Here is a 20,699-nt window from a genome sequence, read left to right as displayed (position 1 = left end):
GTAAATAATTAACGCCGGATTCCTGTGCTGTTATTTATCAGAACGAAGCACGATGAAGCTCGCCGATTCCGCCGTAATCATTAATAATTTTCCAGCTCACGCTATTACCCGCACCGCTGGGTAATTCAAAAATGGCGCTACTCTGCGGCGCAATATACCGGGCATCTTCCAGCTCTTTACCTGCAACGGTAACGCTCTGGAAATTCATATAAAATGAGGTCGGGTTACTCACCTCCAGCCGGTTGCCGCGGCGCTGCCAGGAAAGCTTATGGGTTAACACTTCCGCGGAGCCTGTTAAACCTTCAGGGCGATAGATCAGTTTGATGCGCGTCTTGACCGCGATCTGCAGCAGGTTTTTACCCTGATCTTTTTCTATCGAGGGGATACTCTTAATATTCAGCCAGTACAGCGATTCCCTATCCTGCGGTAGATTCCCGCCCGCCCGCACGACGCGCAAGACATTTTCCTGCCCGCCGTCCAGACGAAATAACGGCGGGGTGATCACAAACGGCGTTTTCTCTGCGCGATTAATTTCGGGCTCGACCCAGCTTTGTACCAGATAAGGTGCATGGTCCGGGTTGCTCACATTAATTGAAGACTCTTTCTTACTCCCATCGTAAATTAAGCGGGTGCCACCCACAATCAGGCCAGCCTGGGCTAACCCGGAGGTTATTATTAGTGCAGTCAGCAAGGTGAGAGGAATAAGTTTCATCATTAGTCATTCATTAAAAGAGTGAGGACGGACCGACAATAATCCATCGGTCCGAATAACAATTTCGTTATGCAGGTATGACGGGCTATTAATTATAAACAATGGTGAAACTTGCCATTGAATTAGCCTTGCCTGCAGTCACCGTTGTCGATGTGGCGATATAGCGCGCAATAAAATCCAGATTATTCACCACGCCGGTACCTGACGTCAGAGGGTATTGTTTGGATGCGTTATACAGCGGAATCGCGGTATTGGCATCGTCGTATAATTGAATCCCCACGCCGCCTGCCACGCCAGTTTCTGCGGTCAGGGCCAGCACGCCAGGACTCCCTGTCACCGGGGAGCCGTCAAACTTCACGGCCGCCTTGGTTGCGCTTACCGGGCAATCCGTGAGCTGCAACGTGAATTTGGTCGGTGCAGCAGTAGAGCCTGCGTTGGTAAAGGCGCTCTTACTGACCTGACCTAGTGTCACCGTCAGCGGACTGGCCGGACTATTGGTGACTTTACAGGCGGCATCAATAATCTCGCCGTTAAAATTCACCTCCCCATCAGCTGCCATCGCTGAAACTCCAGCCAGAGACGAAATCAGCACTCCCAGTGGCAGTAATTTGCTTTTCATGATCTATTCCTTGAGTATATTCAATTTATTAGTATTAATGTATTGCCAGGCAAACGGCAGCTTTTTGAAATTTATCAATAGAATATCGTCCCGTTTCCAGGCTCACAGATCTCTAATGATAATATTAATAAGAATGACAGTTCCCTGCTTTTATATTTAAAACGGGTTTGTCAAACGTTATAATTTGTATGAGATTATTCTTGTACATTTCAAAATATCCGGCAACACTTTTTTGGGTGTAATTTTACACCCTGTGTGTTTTCCGCGATAAAAGGGTTATGCCAGAGGGGTGGTAAGTCTTGGGAAAATAGCGACTGTCAGTTAACAAAACAAGAACATATTATAAGGGTAAACATTTCATCGAAGAGAGTACGTTATTTTTCTTCGTTGATACAATAGGTTAGTACTTTAACGGAAGATGCTCGATTGTCAAAAGGATGCCGTTTTCAATGCTGATATAGCCCCCCTTTTTAAGCTGTGCGAGGATTTTCATAATGCTGCTACGTGAAAGGCTGGTTTTCTGCTGGATATACTGCGCGGCAGAAACATCATGTCTGTATTCCGCTGGTTCACTCATCAACTCCTGTAACTGAACGCGGACAATTTCATAGGCACAGGTGGCCATGAGCCTGGTATTTATCGTATACAGTCGTGAGGTGACTCTGAGGCTATGGCAGGCCAGCAGCCTCCAGAGATTGTGCTCGGTGACGAACTGGTTGACCTTATCGGTACGGGTAATGGCGATCTCAGAGGTACTGTGGGTCTGAATAAACATCCCCGCCTCGGCGTAAAGTGTTCCACTGAGACCCATGATCCCTGGCACATACAGCGTGCCCAGCAGAATTTCACTCGTCTGATGATAGACGTTGCACACGCCGCTTCGTACCAGATAGCAGTACGCAACGCCATTATTATAAAGATATAACCGGGTGTTGGGAGGATACATAGCAAAAGTCGCCAGAGGAGCCAGGCTTTCCAGCAGTTCGGCGGTAGCGGAGAGGATCAGACTGCGATCCGGATGTTCGGTATCCATAACATACTCCTCATGTTGATTGACGCTCACTTAAAATTTGACTCAGAATTATCCGATAGATCTTAATCTTATTTCTTTTTAAATCAATATCTTCAAAGTAATATTTAATTTTGTTTATATAACAAAATAATTCTGATAAATAATTTATGGTTTTATTACTTATTTCCTTTTACTAAAATGGCTGTAATATCAAATTGGATGATTTTTAAGAAGAATGAATTCATTACCCATAATAGTATTATGGATATTTATGCAAGTTGTTTATGGGTGTAATTTTACACCCATAAACAACTTTTAAAAATCTAAAACAATTATCATAATTATCGTTTATGTGAGGGGAGTGCGTTAGGGGGATGTTCATAAGCCTATGGAGGGATTTATTTGTGAATAATAAAAAAAGAGCCACCTCAATAAGTTACAGCATCAGACACAAAAAGCCTCTGGCTGATATCAATCAACTGATAAGCATCCTTACACCTTCAGCCAATAAGTTGACGCTCGCCAATAAGCAGTCACTTAACTTTAGAGTGGAAGGGGAGCATAAATGTTTTTTACTTCATCACGGTAACATTACGCTTTATCGCCATGCCGACGGTATTGCCTTAAATTCAGAATCAGCTCCCTACATATTTGGCTTAAGTACGCAATTGCTGGAGCATGATTATTTCTATATCAGAACGAATGAGACTTCTGATATTAGCGTGCTTTCTATTGCCGATGCTAACCGGATTATCGACAGGAGTAACCTGTGGAAAGGTGTAGCCGCGCTATTAATTTATAGTGCGACAAGAATGTTCGATCACTGCACGAAGATCTCGGCATTATCTTCTTATGAGATTATATGCTATCAGCTCTATGAACTGATGGATGAAACAGAAGAAGTGAGAAATAATGTCAGCATTGTTTCTTATATTTTAAGTCGTACCTTTCTGTCACGCAGCAGCATCATGAAGATACTGGCTCAGCTGAAGACCGGAAATTATATCGAGACTGAAAAAGGCCTGCTCAGAGCGATAAACAACATACCTTCAAAATATTAAATCATCACCGCTGGCGACGGTACCTTAAGCCACAGAGGCGCGGCGGCTCCCGTACATGACCTGATGACCGAAATCTGCGATACTTATGCTTTATCCCCCTCACAGAGATGACTATGCAGTACCCGATTAACGAGATGTTCCAGACCCTGCAAGGTGAGGGTTACTTTACCGGCGTCCCCGCCATTTTTATTCGTTTACAGGGATGCCCGGTTGGCTGTGCCTGGTGCGATACCAAACACACCTGGGATAAGCTTGAGGATCGGGAAGTCTCCCTGTACAGCATCCTGGCTAAGACCAAAGAGAGCGATAAATGGGGCGCGGCAAGCAGCGAGGATCTGCTGGCGGTCATTGTGCGTCAGGGCTATACCGCCCGTCACGTGGTGATAACCGGTGGCGAGCCCTGCATTCATGACCTGATGCCGCTGACAGACCTGCTGGAAAAGAACGGCTTTAGCTGCCAGATCGAAACCAGCGGTACCCACGAAGTGCGCTGTACGCCGAATACCTGGGTGACCGTATCGCCGAAGGTGAATATGCGCGGCGGTTATGATGTGCTTTCGCAGGCGCTGGAGCGTGCGAATGAAATCAAACATCCGGTTGGTCGCGTTCGCGATATTGAAGCGCTGGATGAATTGCTGGCTACGTTGAGCGACGACAAACCGCGTATCATCGCCTTACAGCCAATCAGCCAGAAAGAAGATGCCACGCGTTTGTGTATTGATACCTGTATTGCGCGGAACTGGCGTCTGTCGATGCAGACCCATAAATATCTGAATATTGCCTGATGATAATGGGTTTATCGGCCTGCATTGAGTGCTACATGCAGGCCGGACAACCTTATGCGTTAGACCAGCTCTGAATCGAATTGACGTTATTCAGGCCGCCATGCAACACTTCATACGACTTTTTCAGGATCACATCGGTGTGCTGGGTTAAATCGCGGAAAATCCCTTTGTTCAGCGCCAAAGTCTCTTTAATGCCTAATGCCTAATGCCATTGCGGTTGTCGAGGGACGAGGCAGGAATCCATAACGCTCGGCCAGCAGGTTATTGCCCCTTCCGCCAGTACCACATAGCGGGCACGCAGCGTAAAGCACAAGCGGTGCCCGCTATCCCTGCACCGATAATAATAATATCGAAATCGTCAGACATGTTGTGCTCCAGATATCCAGAGCACATAACCCTAACAGAGTGTTAGTTAAGGAAAATTGACCGTTGCCACAGACGATACAATCATTCCCCGCGATACACGCAGCCTGCTGTGCAGGTCTCTTTCACCATTACGGCACTCAGCAGAGGGACAACTGGTTTAACCTGATCCCAAATCCATTTGGCCAGAACTTCACTGGTTGGGTTTTCTAAGCCAGGAATATCGTTCAGATAGTAGTGATCGAGTCTGTTGTAAGTTGGCTTAAACGCGGCTTTTAACTCAGAAAAATCCATGATCCAACCGGTATGCGGATCGACTTCACCGGTAATTTCAAGACGCACCATAAATGAGTGACCATGCAGGCGGCCACACTTATGCCCTTCCGGTACATGCGGCAGGCGGTGAGCGGCTTCGAAGGTGAAATCTTTAAACAAGGTGGTGGACATTTTTTACTCTCAAGAATGCGAAAAACCGCCGTAGGGTACCGTAAAGAGCGAATTTTATCATTAGTTAAAAGGGCGCTGAGTATCAGAACGACCTATTCATGATGGTAATATTTAATAATTATTGATATATCATATGGTTATCCAATCTGTTTTGCTGTTAATAACTATAACTAAAACAGGTTAGTTCATTTGGTTATTTGTTATTTCTATCCCTTCTTTAATTGTTACTATCCCCGCCGTTAACCTTATCTTCAGTTTGGGTTTTATTGCTGAAATCCGCTTTGCTTACTGGAACATGACAACGCATGACGACACAGGCCCCACCTTCCGCTCTGCTACCGCTAAACCCGGAGCAACTGGCACGCCTTCAGGCGGCCACGACCGATTTCACTCCCGCACAGCTTGCGTGGGTTTCTGGCTATTTTTGGGGCGTGCTGAATCAGCAGCCAGGCAGCAATGCGGCGACTCCTGCGCCTGCTGCTGAAATGCCTGGCATTACGCTTATCTCCGCCTCGCAAACCGGTAATGCGCGTCGTGTGGCGGAAGCCCTGCGCGATGATCTGATCGCTGCAAAGCTCAACGTCACTCTCATCAATGCTGGCGACTATAAATTCAAACAAATCGCCAATGAGAAATTGCTGATCGTAGTGGCGTCGACGCAAGGGGAAGGTGAACCGGCGGAAGAAGCCGTAGCGTTGCATAAATTCCTGTTCTCGAAAAAAGCGCCGAAGCTTGATAACACCGCTTTTGCCGTGTTTGGTCTTGGTGACACTTCTTACGAGTTTTTCTGTCAGTCAGGAAAAGACTTCGATGCAAAACTGGCTGAGCTGGGCGGTGAACGCTTGCTTGACCGCGTGGATGCCGACGTCGAATACCAGGGCGCGGCAGCCGAATGGCGTGCCCGTCTGGTTGATGTCCTGAAAGCGCGTGCGCCTGCGGCATCGTCTGTGCAAGTTGCTGCGAGCGGTGCGGTAAACGAAGTACACACCAGCCCGTACACCAAAGAAGCGCCGCTGACGGCGTCACTTGCGGTGAATCAGAAAATCACCGGTCGCGACTCGGAAAAAGATGTGCGCCATATTGAAATCGATCTCGGCGATTCCGGCCTGCGCTACCAGCCGGGCGATGCCTTAGGAGTCTGGTATCAGAACGATCCGGCACTGGTCAAAGAGCTGGTTGAATTGCTGTGGCTGAAAGGAGATGAGCCGGTCACGGTTGACGGCAAAACCCTGTCGCTCACCGAAGCGCTGCAATGGCATTTCGAGCTGACGGTTAACACCGGCAATATCGTCGAGAACTACGCCACTTTAACCCGTAGCGACTCTCTGCTGCCGCTGGTGGGCGACAAAGCGCAATTGCAGCATTACGCCGCAACCACGCCAATCGTCGATATGGTGCGCTTCTCCCCAGCGCAACTGGACGCCCAAACGTTGGTTGATCTTCTGCGCCCGCTGACGCCGCGTTTGTATTCTATTGCCTCTTCCCAGGCGGAAGTGGAAAGCGAAGTGCATGTCACCGTGGGCGTGGTGCGTTATGACATTGAAGGTCGGGCCCGTGCTGGTGGTGCGTCCAGTTTCCTCGCCGATCGCGTGGAAGAAGAGGGCGAAGTGCGCGTGTTCATCGAACACAACGATAACTTCCGCCTGCCGGCTAACCCGCAGACACCGGTGATTATGATTGGACCGGGCACGGGGATTGCGCCATTCCGTGCATTTATGCAGCAGCGTGCGGCTGACGGAGCCGAAGGCAAAAACTGGCTGTTTTTTGGCAACCCACACTTTACCGAAGATTTCCTGTACCAGGTGGAATGGCAGCGCTACGTCAAAGAAGGTGTGCTGAGCCGTATCGATCTCGCCTGGTCCCGTGACCAGAAAGAAAAAATATACGTACAAGACAAACTGCGCCAACAGGGTGCGGAACTGTGGCGCTGGATAAACGACGGTGCCCACATTTATGTCTGCGGCGACGCCAATCGCATGGCGAAAGACGTTGAGCAGGCTTTGTTGGAAGTGATTGCCGAATTCGGTGCTATGGATATCGAAGCGGCGGATGAATTTTTAAGTGAGCTGCGCATTGAGCGCCGTTATCAGCGAGATGTCTACTAATGAGCGAAAAATACCCAGGACCATTGGTGGTCGAAGGCAAGCTGTCCGACGCTGAGCGTATGAAGCTGGAAAGCAACTATCTGCGCGGTACGATTGCCGAAGATTTAAACGACGGCCTGACCGGCGGCTTCAAAGGCGATAACTTCCTGCTGATCCGTTTTCACGGTATGTACCAGCAGGATGACCGCGATATCCGCGCCGAACGAGCCGAGCAAAAGCTGGAGCCGCGTCATGCGATGCTGCTGCGCTGCCGTCTGCCGGGTGGGGTGATCACCACCAAACAGTGGCAGGCGATCGACACGTTCGCCCATGACAACACGATTTACGGCAGCATTCGTCTGACCAACCGTCAGACCTTCCAGTTTCACGGCATTCTGAAGAAGAACGTTAAGCCGGTACACCAGATGCTGCATTCAGTCGGGCTGGACGCGCTGGCGACCGCCAACGACATGAACCGTAACGTTCTGTGTACCTCTAACCCGTACGAGTCCGAGCTGCACGCCCAAGCCTATGAATGGGCGAAGAAGATCTCCGAACATCTGCTGCCGCGTACTCGCGCCTATGCAGAAATTTGGCTGGATCAGGAGAAGGTAGCGACCACCGACGAAGAGCCGATCCTCGGTCAAACCTATCTGCCGCGTAAGTTTAAAACCACGGTCGTAATCCCGCCGCAGAACGACATCGATCTGCACGCCAACGATATGAACTTCGTGGCGATTGCCGAAAACGGCAAGCTGGTGGGCTTTAACCTGCTGGTCGGCGGTGGCTTATCGATTGAGCACGGCAATAAGAAAACCTACGCCCGCACCGCAAGCGAGTTCGGCTTCCTGCCGCTGGAGCACACCCTGGCGGTAGCAGAAGCTGTGGTGACAACGCAGCGCGACTGGGGTAATCGTACCGATCGTAAAAACGCCAAAACTAAATACACGCTTGAACGCGTTGGTATCGACACGTTCAAAAAGGAAGTGGAGCGTCGTGCGGGTATTAAATTTGAGCCGATCCGCCCGTACGAGTTCACCGGTCGCGGCGATCGTATTGGTTGGGTAAAAGGGATCGACAATAACTGGCACCTGACGCTGTTTATTGAAAACGGCCGTATCCTGGATTATCCGGGCCGTCCGCTGAAAACCGGCCTGCTGGAGATCGCGAAGATCCACAAAGGGGATTTCCGCATCACCGCCAACCAGAACCTGATCATTGCTGGTGTGCCGGAAAGCCAAAAAGCGAAGATCGAGAAGCTGGCGCGCGATCACGGATTGATGAATGCGGTGAAGCCGCAGCGTGAAAACTCGATGGCCTGCGTGTCGTTCCCGACCTGTCCGCTGGCGATGGCGGAGGCCGAACGTTTCCTGCCATCGTTCACTGATAAAGTGGAAGCTATTCTCGAAAAACACGGCATTCCTGACGAGCATATCGTGATGCGCGTTACAGGCTGCCCGAACGGCTGCGGCCGCGCGATGCTGGCGGAACTGGGCCTGGTGGGTAAAGCCCCGGGGCGCTACAACGTACACCTTGGCGGTAACCGCATGGGCACGCGCATTCCGCGTATGTATCGCGAAAATATTACGGAATCGGAAATTCTCGACTCCGTTGACGAACTGGTTGGGCGCTGGGCGAAAGAGCGCGAAGCGGGTGAAGGCTTCGGTGATTTTACGGTGCGTGCGGGCATCATTCGCCCGGTGCTCGATCCCGCCCGGGATTTCTGGGAGTAACCACGAGAGGTAATTATGTCCGTACTCGATCTAAACGCCCTTAATGACCTGCCAAAAGTCGACCGCATTCTGGCGCTGGCGGAAACCAACGCACAGCTCGAAAAGCTGGACGCTGAAGGGCGCGTGGCGTGGGCGCTGGAAAACCTGCCAGGTGAATATGTACTGTCATCAAGCTTTGGTATCCAGGCGGCAGTAAGCCTGCACCTGGTGAATCAGGTTCACCCGGATATCCCGGTGATCCTCACCGATACCGGCTATTTGTTCCCGGAAACCTACCAGTTTATTGATGAGTTAACGGACAAGCTCAAGCTTAATCTGCAAGTCTACCGGGCGAAGGAGAGCGCGGCCTGGCAGGAAGCGCGCTACGGCAAACTGTGGGAGCAGGGCGTTGAAGGCATTGAGAAATACAATGAGATCAACAAAGTCGAGCCGATGAACCGCGCGCTTAAAGAACTCAATGCGCAAACCTGGTTTGCCGGTCTGCGCCGCGAGCAGTCGGGCAGCCGGGCGCATTTGCCAGTGCTGGCTATCCAGCGCGGCGTGTTTAAAGTGCTGCCGATCATCGACTGGGACAACCGTACCGTTTACCAGTATCTGCAAAAGCACGGCCTGAAATACCATCCACTGTGGGATCAGGGCTATCTGTCAGTTGGTGATACCCATACCACCCGCAAATGGGAGCCGGGTATGGCGGAAGAAGAGACGCGGTTCTTCGGATTGAAGCGCGAGTGCGGATTGCACGAAGGGTGATCGTCTCATCAGCACCGGAAAATAGAGGGAAATATTTCTGGTGCTTATTTATATAATTCATCTTATTCATATTTATTATTATCTTGCATAAATACTTTATTTTGCGCGTTAAGGTGTGATTCTGATCACCGATATTATTTCTTAGTCTGTAATTCTCTTAATATATTTGGATTCGGACTTGTTATTAATAAATGGCTAATTACGCACCTTATTTTGCTTACTGGGGAAAAACCAGTAAAAAGGAAAATATTCACGACCAGGGGGATGCATACCATTTGCTGCCCTATCACTGTCTGGATGTGGCGGCGGTGGCGGCGTACTGGTGGGATCATAGTGTTGCCATGCGTCGTCATTTTTGCTGCGATCGATTGGCGACAGAGAGCGAAATTCGTGCATGGCTGCTGTTTTTTACTGCCCTGCATGATCTCGGCAAATGGGACATTCGCTTCCAGTGCAAGGTGTGCGCAACATGGCTGGAGTTACATCCGGAAGACGGTAAGCTAAAACGCCCTTCACTGGAGACTTGCCGACATTTTGATCACGGAGTGGGCGGTTTATTTTGGTTTATTGAAGACTTTCAACCCACAATAAATCATAACGGTTTCTTAAGTTTTGATGAACCATCTGCACATCCTTACGCTTCCTGGTTTCCCTGGATTGAAGCCGTGACAGGTCATCATGGCTACGTGCGGCAAGCAGCACATATTTCATCAAGTCAGTACGAAATGCCTCACCTCTTTCAATCTTTCGCTGCGCGAGATAAAGCGGCGCGTTGGGAATGGATCAAGGTTCTCGAACTGTTATTTTTGCAACCTGCCAGCCTCACACTGAAAAGTATTCCCCCGAAGGCGTCAACGCTTTTAGCAGGATTTTGTTCAGTTTCCGATTGGTTGGGCTCCTGGCGCAGTGAAGATACTTTTCAGTTCTGTGCAACCCTGCCGAAAAGCGACGAAGCATTAAAATCTTATTTTACAAAACGGTATGAGGAAGATGCGGCGCTAGTTATAGAACGCAGTGGCTTACTGACGACGGTGAGCTCTTATTCTGGTACGCAGGCGTTGCTTGAAAAAGGGTATGTTCCACGACAACTACAAATATTGGTTGATGAGATACCTGTCGCCTCTGGTGTGACATTAATTGAAGCACCGACAGGCTCAGGAAAAACGGAAACTGCATTGGCTTATGCCTGGAAATTACTGGATAACGATCTGGCCGATAGCATTATTTTTGCTTTGCCGACGCAGGCTACTGCGAATGCGATGCTGGAACGGATGGGAACGTTGGCGCTCCAGATATTTGAACATCCGAATATTGTTCTGGCACATGGCAATGCTGACTTTAACCCAACCTTTAAGGCATTAAAACACGCAGGTGCTAACCCACAGGGGGAGGAGGCCTGGAGCCAGTGCTGTGAGTGGCTTTCCCAGGGGCATAAACGTGTTTTTCTTGGGCAGGTAGGCGTGTGCACCATCGACCAGGTGCTTGTTTCGGTGTTACCTGTCCGTCATCGTTTTATTCGGGGATTGGGCACCGGACGCAGCGTTTTAATCGTTGATGAAGTTCATGCGTACGATAGCTATATGAATGGATTACTCGATGCTGTTTTAAGTGAACAACTTGCAGCCGGAGGAAGTGCGATTCTGCTTTCCGCAACCTTGTCGGCGAAACAGCGCCAGCGCCTGCTTTCTCATGGTAAATCTGATTCTGTCGTAACGCGGCGCTCGCCTCTTCCTGAACCTTATCCGCTAATTAGCTGGTGCGATGCGCAACGGGCAGAGCAACTCGATTTGCAGCATAAACCTGAACATTTGCCTCCTGCTTTTCAGCTTTACCTTGAAGCGCTCCATGTTGCGGAGTTAATGCCAGACTCAACGTTGATCGAAAGGATGGTTGCCGCCGCACGCTCAGGAGCGCAAGTCTGCATTATTTGTAACCTGGTTGATGTGGCGCAGCGTGTGTTCCGGCAGATTCAGGCACAGGCCGATACAGATATTCAGGTGATGTTATTTCATGCCAGGTTTACGTTGATTGATCGTCAGAAAAAAGAGCGCGGGGTGCTGAGCTATTTTGGTAAGAAAGGCGATCGTAGCTGCGGGCGGATCCTGGTATCAACCCAGGTAATTGAAGCCAGTTTAGATGTCTGCTTTGACTGGTTAATTACGCAATTGTGTCCTGTGGATCACTTATTCCAACGGTTGGGGCGCTTACATCGCCATAAAGAGAACTGGCGACCGGCGGCCTTTTCTGTTCCGAAAGCCACCGTTTTACTCCCGGATGGTGATGATTATGGCGCACATAATCTGATCTACAGCCATACCCGCGTGATGTGGCGCACCCAGCAATATATTGAGGCTTTAGGTGATAACCCTCTGGTTTTCCCGCTGGCATATCGTGGCTGGATTGAGCCGATTTACGACGATGCGGAGGAAATGAATGAGCCGGAATGGGTAACAGCCGGAATGGATGAGTATCAGAAAAAGGAATTCGCTAAAAGGCATTGTGTTCGTTTGATGCTGGACTGGGCTGAGAATACCGTGCTGACGGATGACGATCAGAACGTTCGTGCTGTGACGCGTGATGGTGAAATGAGCTTACCGATAATACCTTACGTGATGACATCTCAGGGGAAATGTTTATTAAATGGGCAACTTGTTGAACAACTGGATAATTATTTGCTGCGTGAAGCCTTAATGTTGAATCGTGTTGGCGTGCCGCATCATTGGGAGGAGGTCTTTACTGAAAAAGTTGATGAGGATGGATTGCTATGGCTGGAAGGAAACATTGATTCAGGGGGCTGGCAATACCAGGGGAAACGGTTTTCCCTCACTTACACCGTGGAGACAGGGATGGTAAGAACCATCCCTGCTGAGCGCGAGGAAGAGTTTGAATGATAGAGGCAAGATTAGGTTTATTGCTTTAGTCGCAGTGGTGCTGGCGTTGGTTGTTGTTTTGAGAAGCCAGTAAAAAATCAAAAAGGAAAACAGAATGGATCTTCTGAATGATAAATGGATATCGGTCCGTCCTTTACATGGCGGTTCTCCGCAGATAATTACGTTACAGACTCTGCTTTGTGGCTCGCAGTCATGGGTTCTCTGTTTACCTCGTGATGACATGGAGTTGGCTGCACTACAGCTATTGATTTGTTTGGTTCAGGTCATTTTACCTGTGCAGGATTACCTGGTGCTTCGGCAGCGCCTCAGCAACCCACTTTCTGAGTCACTCTTTACCGATGCTGTGTCTGGCTGGAATGAGGTTTTCCTGCTTAACCATCCTGATGCGCCTTTTATGCAGACAAAAGGCGTGGCGGCAAAAGAGGCTACAGGGATGGATAAGCTATTGGTGGGATTAACCGGAGCAACAAACTGTGCTTTTGTTAACGAACCAGGACAGGGGAACGCACTTTGCGGTGGATGTACGGCAATTGCGCTTTTTAATCAGGCAAATAATGCACCCGGGTTTGGCGGTGGATTCAAGAGTGGGTTACGCGGTGGATCCCCGGTAACCACCCTGGTACAGGGAAACGATCTGCGTACTACCGTGTGGCTTAATGTGCTTACTACTCAGCACCTGGAAATATTTCTGGATAGCGAGCTACCTCAAAATGATCGTTTCGTCTGGCAGGATCCGATCAAAAGCGGGGAAAAAATTCCGGCAGCCAGTATTGGTTTATTCAGGGGACTATTCTGGCAGCCTGCACATATTGAACTATGCCCGACAATAGCGGGTGGAATTTGCAGTGGTTGCGGTCAGAATGCCGAACAGCGTTATGATGGTTTCCTGAAAGAAAAATTTAGCTTTAACGTTGAAGAAATATGGCCTCATCCCCACTCACCCCGCCTGTTGCAAACCAGGAAAGGCCAACCGGAAGAGAAATTTTTGTCTTTTACGACCTCAATACCCTCATGGACCCAGGTAAGCCGAATATTGGTAGAAAAAGCAGCAGCGAAGAATGTTGAAGGGCATCGTGTTGCAGCCGTTGTTAAGCAAGCGCAGGAGCTGCTTCGTGGTCAACGATTACAGCTTATTATTGGCGGTTATCGTACCAATCAGGCATCAATCCTCGAACGGCGCCATGATGTTTTAGTCTTTAATCAGGGCTGGCAGCAGTTCCTGGATCTCGTTAATGAGATCGTAGAAACGGGGTTGAATTATAAAACTGCGTTACGCAAAGCTCTTTATACGTTCTCCGTGGGCGTTAATACCAGTGGAATTAAAGGCGCTGGTGTTGCGGTGCATGAAAGCGCTGAGCGTCACTATTATCGTCAAAGTGAGTTAATTATTCCTGATCTGCTTGCGTCGTTGGATTATGAGAATGCGGACAAAGCTCTGGAGCACTTGAGAAGGAACCTTCATCAAGTTTGTGAACGCTTATTCGAGGACGCTACGGCCCCCTATATACACCATCCTAAGTTGGCTCTTACGTTGGCCGTTGCTCGTCGAAGTTTGTACAAACATCTTGGTGCATTACAACCAGAAGGAGGTAATAACAATGTCGATTAACACCATGGCGCTTTACCGTGCATGGGAACAGCTTGATAACGGAGCCAGGGCTCAACTCCGGCGGGTTTCAGAACCCGATGAGTTAAAAGATATTCCGGTTTTTTATCGGTTGGTTTCTTCCTTTGGCTGGGATAACCCAGTGAATCAAAAACCGTTATTACGCATGGTGTTTTGCCTTACGGCAGGCAGAAATGCTGTTTGCCATAAAGAAAAGGAAGCTGAGGAAAAATATGGTATTAGCGTAGGTAAAGCGTTGGCAAATAGTCAGCAGCGTATCAATGAGCGTCGGGTTTTTCAGCTTCTTCGCTCTGAATGGCCTGCTGATATGGTACAGCTGCGCCGCTTGTTAGCACATGCGGAACCGATTTTATATTGGCCGGATTTTGCTAACCAGCTTATCTGGTGGAGTCCAAAAGAGCGCCGTCAGCTTCTGGAAGATTTTGTAATTGCAAGCCCTCAAAAGAAAAATCAGTAAGGATACGTTCATGAATAATTTTATCAATTTCCACATTCTTATTTCCCACAGCCCTTCATGCCTGAACCGCGACGATATGAACATGCAGAAAGATGCTTTTTTTGGTGGTAAACGGCGGGTACGGATATCCAGCCAGAGTCTGAAAAGAGCAATGAGAAAAAGTGAATATTATGCTCGCCATCTCGGAGAATCGAGTATTCGAACCATTCATCTGGAGTTATTAAGGGAGCGCCTGCGCAAAGACCTGGGTGAACGTTTTGATAAAGCGTTAATCGATCGTACGCTTTTTTTATTATCCGGGAAACCAATCGATGAATCAGAAAAAATTGATGCAGACGCCGTAACCCCTTGGGTATTGGGGGAATTTGCATGGTTTTGCGAGCAGGTGAAAATTGGTGATGAAGAAGGTCTGGATGAAAAAAAACTCATCAAAAAGCTGAAAGAACAAGTGGCTGCAATGCGTGTGAATTTGCAGAATGGCGTAGATATTGCCCTGAGCGGTCGTATGGCGACAAGCGGGATGATGAGTGAATTAGGTAAAGTTGATGGCGCTATGTCGATTGCTCACTCAATTACGACACATCACGTTGATTCTGATATTGACTGGTTTACCGCTGTGGATGATCTACAAGAATTAGGCTCGGGTCATCTTGGTACTCAAGAATTCTCCTCCGGTGTGTTTTATCGTTACGCTAGTCTGAATATCAGTCAGTTGCAGGAAAATCTCGGTAGTGTTGATCGTAGTAAGGTTCTGGAAATTGCCTCCCATCTGGCACATATGCTGGCAACTGAAACACCGAATGCCAAACAACGTACCTTTGCTGCATTTAACCCTGCTGATTTAGTGATGGTTAATTTCTCTGATTTCCCTCTCTCGCTCGCTAATGCATTTGAGTGTCCGGTTAAGGCCAAAGAGGGGTATCTGAAACCTTCAATTGAGGCATTCACTGAATACTGGGAATGCGTCTCGAAAGGTTATGGCCTGACGGGACCTGCTGCTGAATTCTTGCTAACCGGCGACAGTTTGCCTGCCGGAGTCGCTAAGATGGAGAGTCTTGAGCAACTGAAGCAGTGGATCCGTAATAGCGGTGAGGTTTGATTATGAATCGGTATCTGATTCTGCGCCTTGCGGGTCCGATGCAATTCTGGGGATTACCGACATTCGAAGGTACGCGGCCAACGGCGGCTTTTCCTACGCGTAGTGGATTACTTGGGTTGCTGGGGGCATGCCTTGGGATTCGGCGTAATAATAAGGACAGCCTGCAAAAGCTTGCGAACAGCGTACGTTTTGCTATCCGCTGTGACCAGAAAATGGTTGATAGCCACCCGTTAAAGGTAACAAAAATTATTGACTACCATACGGTCCAGGATGCACGCGAAGACTACGTTGGTTTGAAATGCCACCAGACAATACAAACCTGGCGTGAGTATTTGTGCGACGCGTCATTTACGGTGGCAGTGTGGTGTCTGCCATCGACTGATTTTAACGTTGAAATGCTTAGCGAAGCCGTTCGTAAACCTTATTTTACACCTTATCTGGGGCGACGCTCTTGCCCTATGACAGAGCCGCTTTTTGTTGGTGATTGCCAGGCGGTAGATCCTGAAAATGCGCTGATGAATTATGCGCCGACAGGTGGGGACATCTATTGTGAAGAGGCCGTTGGTTCGGCAAATCAACGTTTTCGCATGAGGGATGAACCTATCATTTCATTACCCCGTCAGTTTGCCGCAAGGGAGTGGTTTGTCATTAAGGGGAAAAGAAATGTATCTGAGTAAAATTTTTGTTAACTGGCGATGGGCCAGAGATCCTTATCAACTTCATCGAGCCTTATGGCAACTTTTCCCGGATCGCGCTGATATGTCACGTGATTTCCTTTTCCGTCTGGAAGAATTGCATACCGGGAAGGGGGGCGTGGTACTACTGCAATCAATGCTTTCACCTTGTGATGCAATCGTTGCTCAGGTGGTTGCGAGTAAGCCGCTTGGTTTTAGATTAGAAAAAAATGCCAGATTACGTTTCAGGCTGAGAGCTAATCCGGTCAAAACGATTAAGGACGCTCAACGTCGGCAAAATAGCCGTGGAGAAGTGAAAAGTTGCCGTGTGCCTTTAATCGATGAAGGTGAACAGACTGCATGGTTACAACGGAAATTATCGGGTATTGCTGTTCTGGAACAATGTCGCATTACCCAGGAGAAAGCCTTATTTTTTCAGAAAAACAATCGGAATGGAAAAATCCAGCCAGTTTGTTTTGATGGATTTCTGACGGTCTCGGATACTGATAAGTTCAATCAAATATTGATACAAGGAATTGGGCCTGCAAAAGCGATGGGGTGTGGTTTGTTATCAATCGCCTGAAGTCATTAATTTTGTTTGATATATATAGAGGTGTCGTTGTGGTTTATTTACCTTTGTCACCCATCCCAATGAAAGATCGTACCTCTATGATCTTTCTGCAATACGGGCAGATTGATGTGATCGACGGTGCGTTCGTGCTGATCGACAAAACGGGAATACGAACGCATATTCCGGTGGGATCGATAGCCTGCATTATGCTGGAGCCAGGCACGCGCGTTTCTCATGCCGCGGTGCGACTGGCGGCAACCACGGGCACCTTACTGGTATGGGTTGGTGAAGCAGGTGTACGACTGTACGCCTGCGGACAGCCGGGAGGCGCGCGTTCAGACAGACTGTTGTATCAGGCAAAGCTGGCGCTGGATGAAGAACTCCGGCTGAAAGTGGTGCGTAAAATGTTCGAATTGCGTTTTGGTGAGCCTGCTCCCAGCCGTCGCTCCGTTGAACAACTCCGCGGCATCGAAGGCGCGCGGGTACGCCAGAGCTATGCTCTGCTGGCAGAGCGCTACGGTGTGAAGTGGCATGGTCGACGTTACGATCCTAAAGACTGGAAAAAGGGCGACACGGTTAATCAGTGTATTAGTGCTGCCACATCCTGCCTTTATGGTATTACCGAAGCGGCGGTATTAGCCGCAGGTTATGCACCTGCTATTGGTTTTGTGCATTCCGGTAAGCCGCTCTCTTTTGTGTATGACATTGCTGATATCGTCAAATTTGATGGTGTTGTTCCGGTTGCTTTCGAGATTGCTGCCCGTGCGCCAGTCAGTCCAGATAAAGAGGTTCGTCTGGCCTGTCGGGATATATTCCGCAGCCAGAAAACGCTGGCGCGGATCATCCCATTGATTGAGGAAGTACTGGCTGCCGGGGAAATTGAAATCCCTAAACCTTTTGCAGATGCCCAACCTCCGGCGATCCCTGAGCCTGTTTCATTGGGCGATGCAGGGCACAGGGGGTAGCGCATGAGTATGCTTGTTGTTGTCACCGAAAATGTTCCTGCTCGTTTGCGCGGTCGTCTGGCTGTCTGGTTATTAGAAGTTCGCGCAGGTGTTTACGTTGGCGATACCTCACGTAAGGTGCGAGAAATGATCTGGCATCAGGTCACTACCCTGGCAGACGAAGGGAATGTTGTTATGGCTTGGGCGGTGAATAATGAGTCTGGTTTTGATTTTCAAACATGGGGTGAAAACAGGCGCATGGCGGTGGAACTGGATGGATTAAGGTTAGTGTCATTCCATCCTTCGTAAAATCAATGGGTTATAGTTCTTTAATAATGTGGAAAATTTGGTGAAATTTTTCTACGGCTATAACCCCTTTTAGATCAGTGATATAGTTTTAGAGTGTTCCCCGCGCCAGCGGGGATAAACCTTCCGGCTGTGGGTGGCGGTAATTCAATAACTCGTGTTCCCCGCGCCAGCGGGGATAAACCGTAAGGATCAGAAATACCAGGTTATCTACCATTGTGTTCCCCGCGCCAGCGGGGATAAACCGATTGAGGACTACAACGACTTTACCGTGTTCACGTGTTCCCCGCGCCAGCGGGGATAAACCGGCCTGCGTTTTCAGCGGCGCACAGCTCATCAAGTGTTCCCCGCGCCAGCGGGGATAAACCGCTTGGTTTTGGGTCTTTCCCAAACTTCCTGATGTGTTCCCCGCGCCAGCGGGGATAAACCGGGGCTTTATTCTGCCAGTGTAGCACGGCGTTAGTGTTCCCCGCGCCAGCGGGGATAAACCGATAACACGTCGGGTGGCTCTGGTAATTCAGGTGTGTTCCCCGCGCCAGCGGGGATAAACCGAATATGGATATTAATAATTAGTTTGATTTTTTGTGTTCCCCGCGCCAGCGGGGATAAACCGACCAGCAGCAGCAGTTATCGCAGGTGATAACGGTGTTCCCCGCGCCAGCGGGGATAAACCGGCGAGATTATATGGCGCGGCGCTGGCCCGTTGGTGTTCCCCGCGCCAGCGGGGATAAACCGCCTACCCAGGCAACCACAGCTAAACCAAAAACGTGTTCCCCGCGCCAGCGGGGATAAACCGGAATTATTAAAATCATCATTCGATGAATTAAGGTGTTCCCCGCGCCAGCGGGGATAAACCGCTGTTTAAATTTCACAGTAAACCTCCCTCATTGTGTTCCCCGCGCCAGCGGGGATAAACCGTAATGCAATGCCGTGTTTTTACGCTATATTCTGTGTTCCCCGCGCCAGCGGGGATAAACCGGCGCTGGACGGATTCCAGCGTGACGGCATGAAGTGTTCCCCGCGCCAGCGGGGATAAACCGGATTAGAGAGGCAATTTATGCTTTGTACCTGCGTGTTCCCCGCGCCAGCGGGGATAAACCGATATCGCCGCAGCACTCACGCAGTTTGCCACCGTGTTCCCCGCGCCAGCGGGGATAAACCGAGCGGGGTCGGAGTTACTTTTTGTTTTCGCGTGTGTTCCCCGCGCCAGCGGGGATAAACCGGTGCGCTGCCCCATTTAGCAGGGCGTTTTGCGGTGTTCCCCGTGCCAGCGGGGATAAACCGTCAACGACATTATTTTTCTCAGGATAACTGATGTGTTCCCCGCGCCAGCGGGGATAAACCGTCTCTGGCCGCGTTTAAATACTCAGTCGAGAAGTGTTCCCCGCGCCAGCGGGGATAAACCGACGCTGAGTTTGGTTCTGTTAGTCTCGGTGCCGTGTTCCCCGCGCCAGCGGGGATAATCCACTTTGAAAGCAGAAATATTATGGGGCTGGATGGGTTACGAGGATTTACCCGCCTTTGCCAGTTCTTTTACCAGCGGGAGCATAATGCGTACCACGTCGCGGCTACGGTGCTCTATCCTGCCCGGTAAGGCTTTATCGATATGCTGCTGGTTATCCAGTCGCACATCGTGCCAGCTGTTGCCTGCCGGGAACGAGGCGCTTTTGGCGCGCTGTTGATAGCCATCTTTCTTGCCCAGACTCCAGTTGGTTGCTTCAACGGAGAGCACGGCAATGCCCGCATCGTCGAAGACCTCTGCATCGTTACAACATCCAGTACCTTTCGGATAGTTTTTGTTCAGTCCCGGATTGGTGCTGGCTACGATACCGCGGCTGTGCGCGATGGCCAGCGCCCGGTCGCGCGTCAATTTTCGCACCGCTTCCGGGGTTTTCTTACCGCTATTGAAATAGAGCTTATCGCCGACGATCAGGTTATCGAGGTTGATAACCAGCAGCGTATTTTTCTTCTCGGCGGCGCTCATTCGCTTCAGGATGTTCTCCGCGCCCAGTTTGCCTTCTTCCTCGCCGCTGGTGGCGATAAATCGAATGCCGTACTGCGTCGGCACGTCTTTGAGTTTTTCTGCCAGTTCCAGCATCACGCCAAGTCCTGCGGCGTTGTCATCAATACCTTGCAGGGTCAATCCACCCAGATTGGCATCGGAATCGGCGTCGCTCTGTGCGGCGTAGGTGTCGAGGTGCGCCATGATAATAATCTGCTGTGGCGCTTTACCCTCATGTGCGGCAATAACGGTACTTCCCGTGACGTTATGCCAGTTTTTACGGTTATTTTTGGCGGTATAAACATAACGGCTATTAAACGTTCGAATATCACTGCTGTAGCCCATCTGCTGAAATTGCTGACGAATATAATCAGCAGACAACATTTCTGCCGGAGAGCCCGTTACGCGGCCTGGGAAAAACGTTGCGATATATCGAGCCTGGGTATTTGCGATATCTCCAGGTTTGGAAGATGTTGCCTGTGCGGGAAGGATAAAGCACGCGCCGAGCGCCAGGATTGCAAGAAGGGGGCGCGTTGCGGAAAACATAATGAGTCCTTAAATA

General features: G+C 49.6%; 18 protein-coding genes, 2 pseudogenes and 1 CRISPR repeat array. Of the genes and pseudogenes, 13 read left to right on the top strand and 7 right to left on the bottom strand.

Features of this window, described 5'->3' with window-relative positions:
* Positions 1 to 37 precede the first annotated feature (37 nt).
* From OGV52_RS15920 to OGV52_RS15910, 3 genes are all read right to left on the bottom strand, one after another.
* Positions 38 to 712 (bottom strand): fimbrial biogenesis chaperone, encoded by a 675-nt coding sequence (locus OGV52_RS15920; RefSeq protein WP_219816052.1) that lies wholly within the window; start codon positions 710 to 712, stop codon positions 38 to 40.
* Between the two features lie 88 nt (positions 713 to 800).
* On the bottom strand, positions 801 to 1,331 hold the full coding sequence (locus OGV52_RS15915) for a fimbrial protein (RefSeq protein ID WP_047499397.1): 531 nt from the start codon (positions 1,329 to 1,331) through the stop codon (positions 801 to 803).
* Between the two features lie 400 nt (positions 1,332 to 1,731).
* On the bottom strand, positions 1,732 to 2,364 hold the full coding sequence (locus OGV52_RS15910; protein ID WP_047499398.1) for a winged helix-turn-helix transcriptional regulator: 633 nt from the start codon (positions 2,362 to 2,364) through the stop codon (positions 1,732 to 1,734).
* 383 nt (positions 2,365 to 2,747) lie between these two features.
* On the opposite strand from OGV52_RS15910, the gene OGV52_RS15905 reads away from it, so the two are divergent.
* Together OGV52_RS15905 and queE are read left to right on the top strand one after the other, a co-directional pair.
* Positions 2,748 to 3,404 (top strand): winged helix-turn-helix transcriptional regulator, encoded by a 657-nt coding sequence (locus tag OGV52_RS15905; RefSeq protein ID WP_046276166.1) that lies wholly within the window; start codon positions 2,748 to 2,750, stop codon positions 3,402 to 3,404.
* A gap of 113 nt (positions 3,405 to 3,517) precedes the next feature.
* Entirely contained in the window at positions 3,518 to 4,189 is a 672-nt protein-coding gene (gene queE / locus OGV52_RS15900) for a 7-carboxy-7-deazaguanine synthase QueE (RefSeq protein ID WP_016154229.1), read from the top strand.
* Positions 4,190 to 4,241: 52 nt separating this feature from the next.
* Here the strand turns inward: queE and OGV52_RS15895 are convergent.
* The 3 genes and pseudogenes from OGV52_RS15895 to queD all read right to left on the bottom strand — a co-directional run.
* Positions 4,242 to 4,367, bottom strand: a pseudogene (locus tag OGV52_RS15895) (hypothetical protein); the annotation flags it as partial.
* Between the two features lie 16 nt (positions 4,368 to 4,383).
* Positions 4,384 to 4,490, bottom strand: a pseudogene (locus OGV52_RS23565) (hypothetical protein); the annotation flags it as partial.
* A gap of 146 nt (positions 4,491 to 4,636) precedes the next feature.
* Positions 4,637 to 4,999, bottom strand: coding sequence for a 6-carboxytetrahydropterin synthase QueD (gene queD / locus OGV52_RS15885; protein ID WP_016154218.1), 363 nt, complete (start codon positions 4,997 to 4,999; stop codon positions 4,637 to 4,639).
* 305 nt (positions 5,000 to 5,304) lie between these two features.
* On the opposite strand from queD, the gene cysJ reads away from it, so the two are divergent.
* From cysJ to cas2e, 11 genes are all read left to right on the top strand, one after another.
* On the top strand, positions 5,305 to 7,104 hold the full coding sequence (gene cysJ, locus OGV52_RS15880; protein ID WP_141875580.1) for an NADPH-dependent assimilatory sulfite reductase flavoprotein subunit: 1,800 nt from the start codon (positions 5,305 to 5,307) through the stop codon (positions 7,102 to 7,104).
* Positions 7,104 to 8,816 (top strand): assimilatory sulfite reductase (NADPH) hemoprotein subunit, encoded by a 1,713-nt coding sequence (gene cysI, locus OGV52_RS15875; RefSeq protein ID WP_287108767.1) that lies wholly within the window; start codon positions 7,104 to 7,106, stop codon positions 8,814 to 8,816. The genes cysJ and cysI overlap by 1 nt, the downstream gene beginning before the upstream one ends.
* A 15-nt stretch (positions 8,817 to 8,831) precedes the next feature.
* A complete protein-coding gene (gene cysH, locus OGV52_RS15870) occupies positions 8,832 to 9,566 on the top strand; it encodes a phosphoadenosine phosphosulfate reductase (protein WP_016157335.1) in 735 nt (244 codons plus the stop codon).
* A 191-nt stretch (positions 9,567 to 9,757) separates the two neighbouring features.
* Positions 9,758 to 12,457, top strand: a complete 2,700-nt coding sequence (gene cas3 / locus OGV52_RS15865) for a CRISPR-associated helicase/endonuclease Cas3 (protein WP_287108766.1) — start codon at positions 9,758 to 9,760, stop codon at positions 12,455 to 12,457.
* Positions 12,458 to 12,551: 94 nt separating this feature from the next.
* Positions 12,552 to 14,066, top strand: a complete 1,515-nt coding sequence (gene casA, locus OGV52_RS15860) for a type I-E CRISPR-associated protein Cse1/CasA (protein ID WP_287108765.1) — start codon at positions 12,552 to 12,554, stop codon at positions 14,064 to 14,066.
* On the top strand, positions 14,056 to 14,541 hold the full coding sequence (gene casB, locus OGV52_RS15855; protein WP_233626863.1) for a type I-E CRISPR-associated protein Cse2/CasB: 486 nt from the start codon (positions 14,056 to 14,058) through the stop codon (positions 14,539 to 14,541). Before casA ends, casB begins: the two co-directional genes overlap by 11 nt.
* 10 nt (positions 14,542 to 14,551) lie before the next feature.
* On the top strand, positions 14,552 to 15,640 hold the full coding sequence (gene cas7e / locus OGV52_RS15850) for a type I-E CRISPR-associated protein Cas7/Cse4/CasC (RefSeq protein ID WP_287108764.1): 1,089 nt from the start codon (positions 14,552 to 14,554) through the stop codon (positions 15,638 to 15,640).
* Between the two features lie 2 nt (positions 15,641 to 15,642).
* Complete coding sequence (gene cas5e / locus OGV52_RS15845; protein WP_095715735.1) at positions 15,643 to 16,317, top strand: type I-E CRISPR-associated protein Cas5/CasD; 675 nt, start codon at positions 15,643 to 15,645, stop codon at positions 16,315 to 16,317.
* Positions 16,304 to 16,897: a type I-E CRISPR-associated protein Cas6/Cse3/CasE gene (cas6e, locus tag OGV52_RS15840; protein WP_046274803.1), complete on the top strand. Its 594-nt coding sequence runs from the start codon at positions 16,304 to 16,306 to the stop codon at positions 16,895 to 16,897. Before cas5e ends, cas6e begins: the two co-directional genes overlap by 14 nt.
* A gap of 38 nt (positions 16,898 to 16,935) precedes the next feature.
* Positions 16,936 to 17,850, top strand: coding sequence for a type I-E CRISPR-associated endonuclease Cas1e (cas1e, locus tag OGV52_RS15835; RefSeq protein ID WP_149381245.1), 915 nt, complete (start codon positions 16,936 to 16,938; stop codon positions 17,848 to 17,850).
* Between the two features lie 3 nt (positions 17,851 to 17,853).
* On the top strand, positions 17,854 to 18,138 hold the full coding sequence (cas2e, locus tag OGV52_RS15830; RefSeq protein WP_046274804.1) for a type I-E CRISPR-associated endoribonuclease Cas2e: 285 nt from the start codon (positions 17,854 to 17,856) through the stop codon (positions 18,136 to 18,138).
* 93 nt (positions 18,139 to 18,231) lie between these two features.
* Positions 18,232 to 19,602: a CRISPR direct-repeat array (repeat unit 29 nt; unit sequence GTGTTCCCCGCGCCAGCGGGGATAAACCG).
* Positions 19,603 to 19,636: 34 nt separating this feature from the next.
* Here cas2e and OGV52_RS15825 read toward each other — a convergent pair.
* Positions 19,637 to 20,683 carry an aminopeptidase gene (locus OGV52_RS15825; RefSeq protein ID WP_019077559.1) on the bottom strand — a complete coding sequence of 349 codons (1,047 nt, stop codon included), beginning with the start codon at positions 20,681 to 20,683 and terminating at the stop codon, positions 19,637 to 19,639.
* Positions 20,684 to 20,699 lie beyond the last annotated feature (16 nt).

The sequence above is a fragment of the Citrobacter sp. Cb041 genome, assembly GCF_030336655.1.
In the GTDB taxonomy this organism is placed as follows: Bacteria; Pseudomonadota; Gammaproteobacteria; order Enterobacterales; family Enterobacteriaceae; genus Citrobacter; species Citrobacter braakii.
This window is presented reverse-complemented; position numbering and strand designations above follow the sequence as displayed.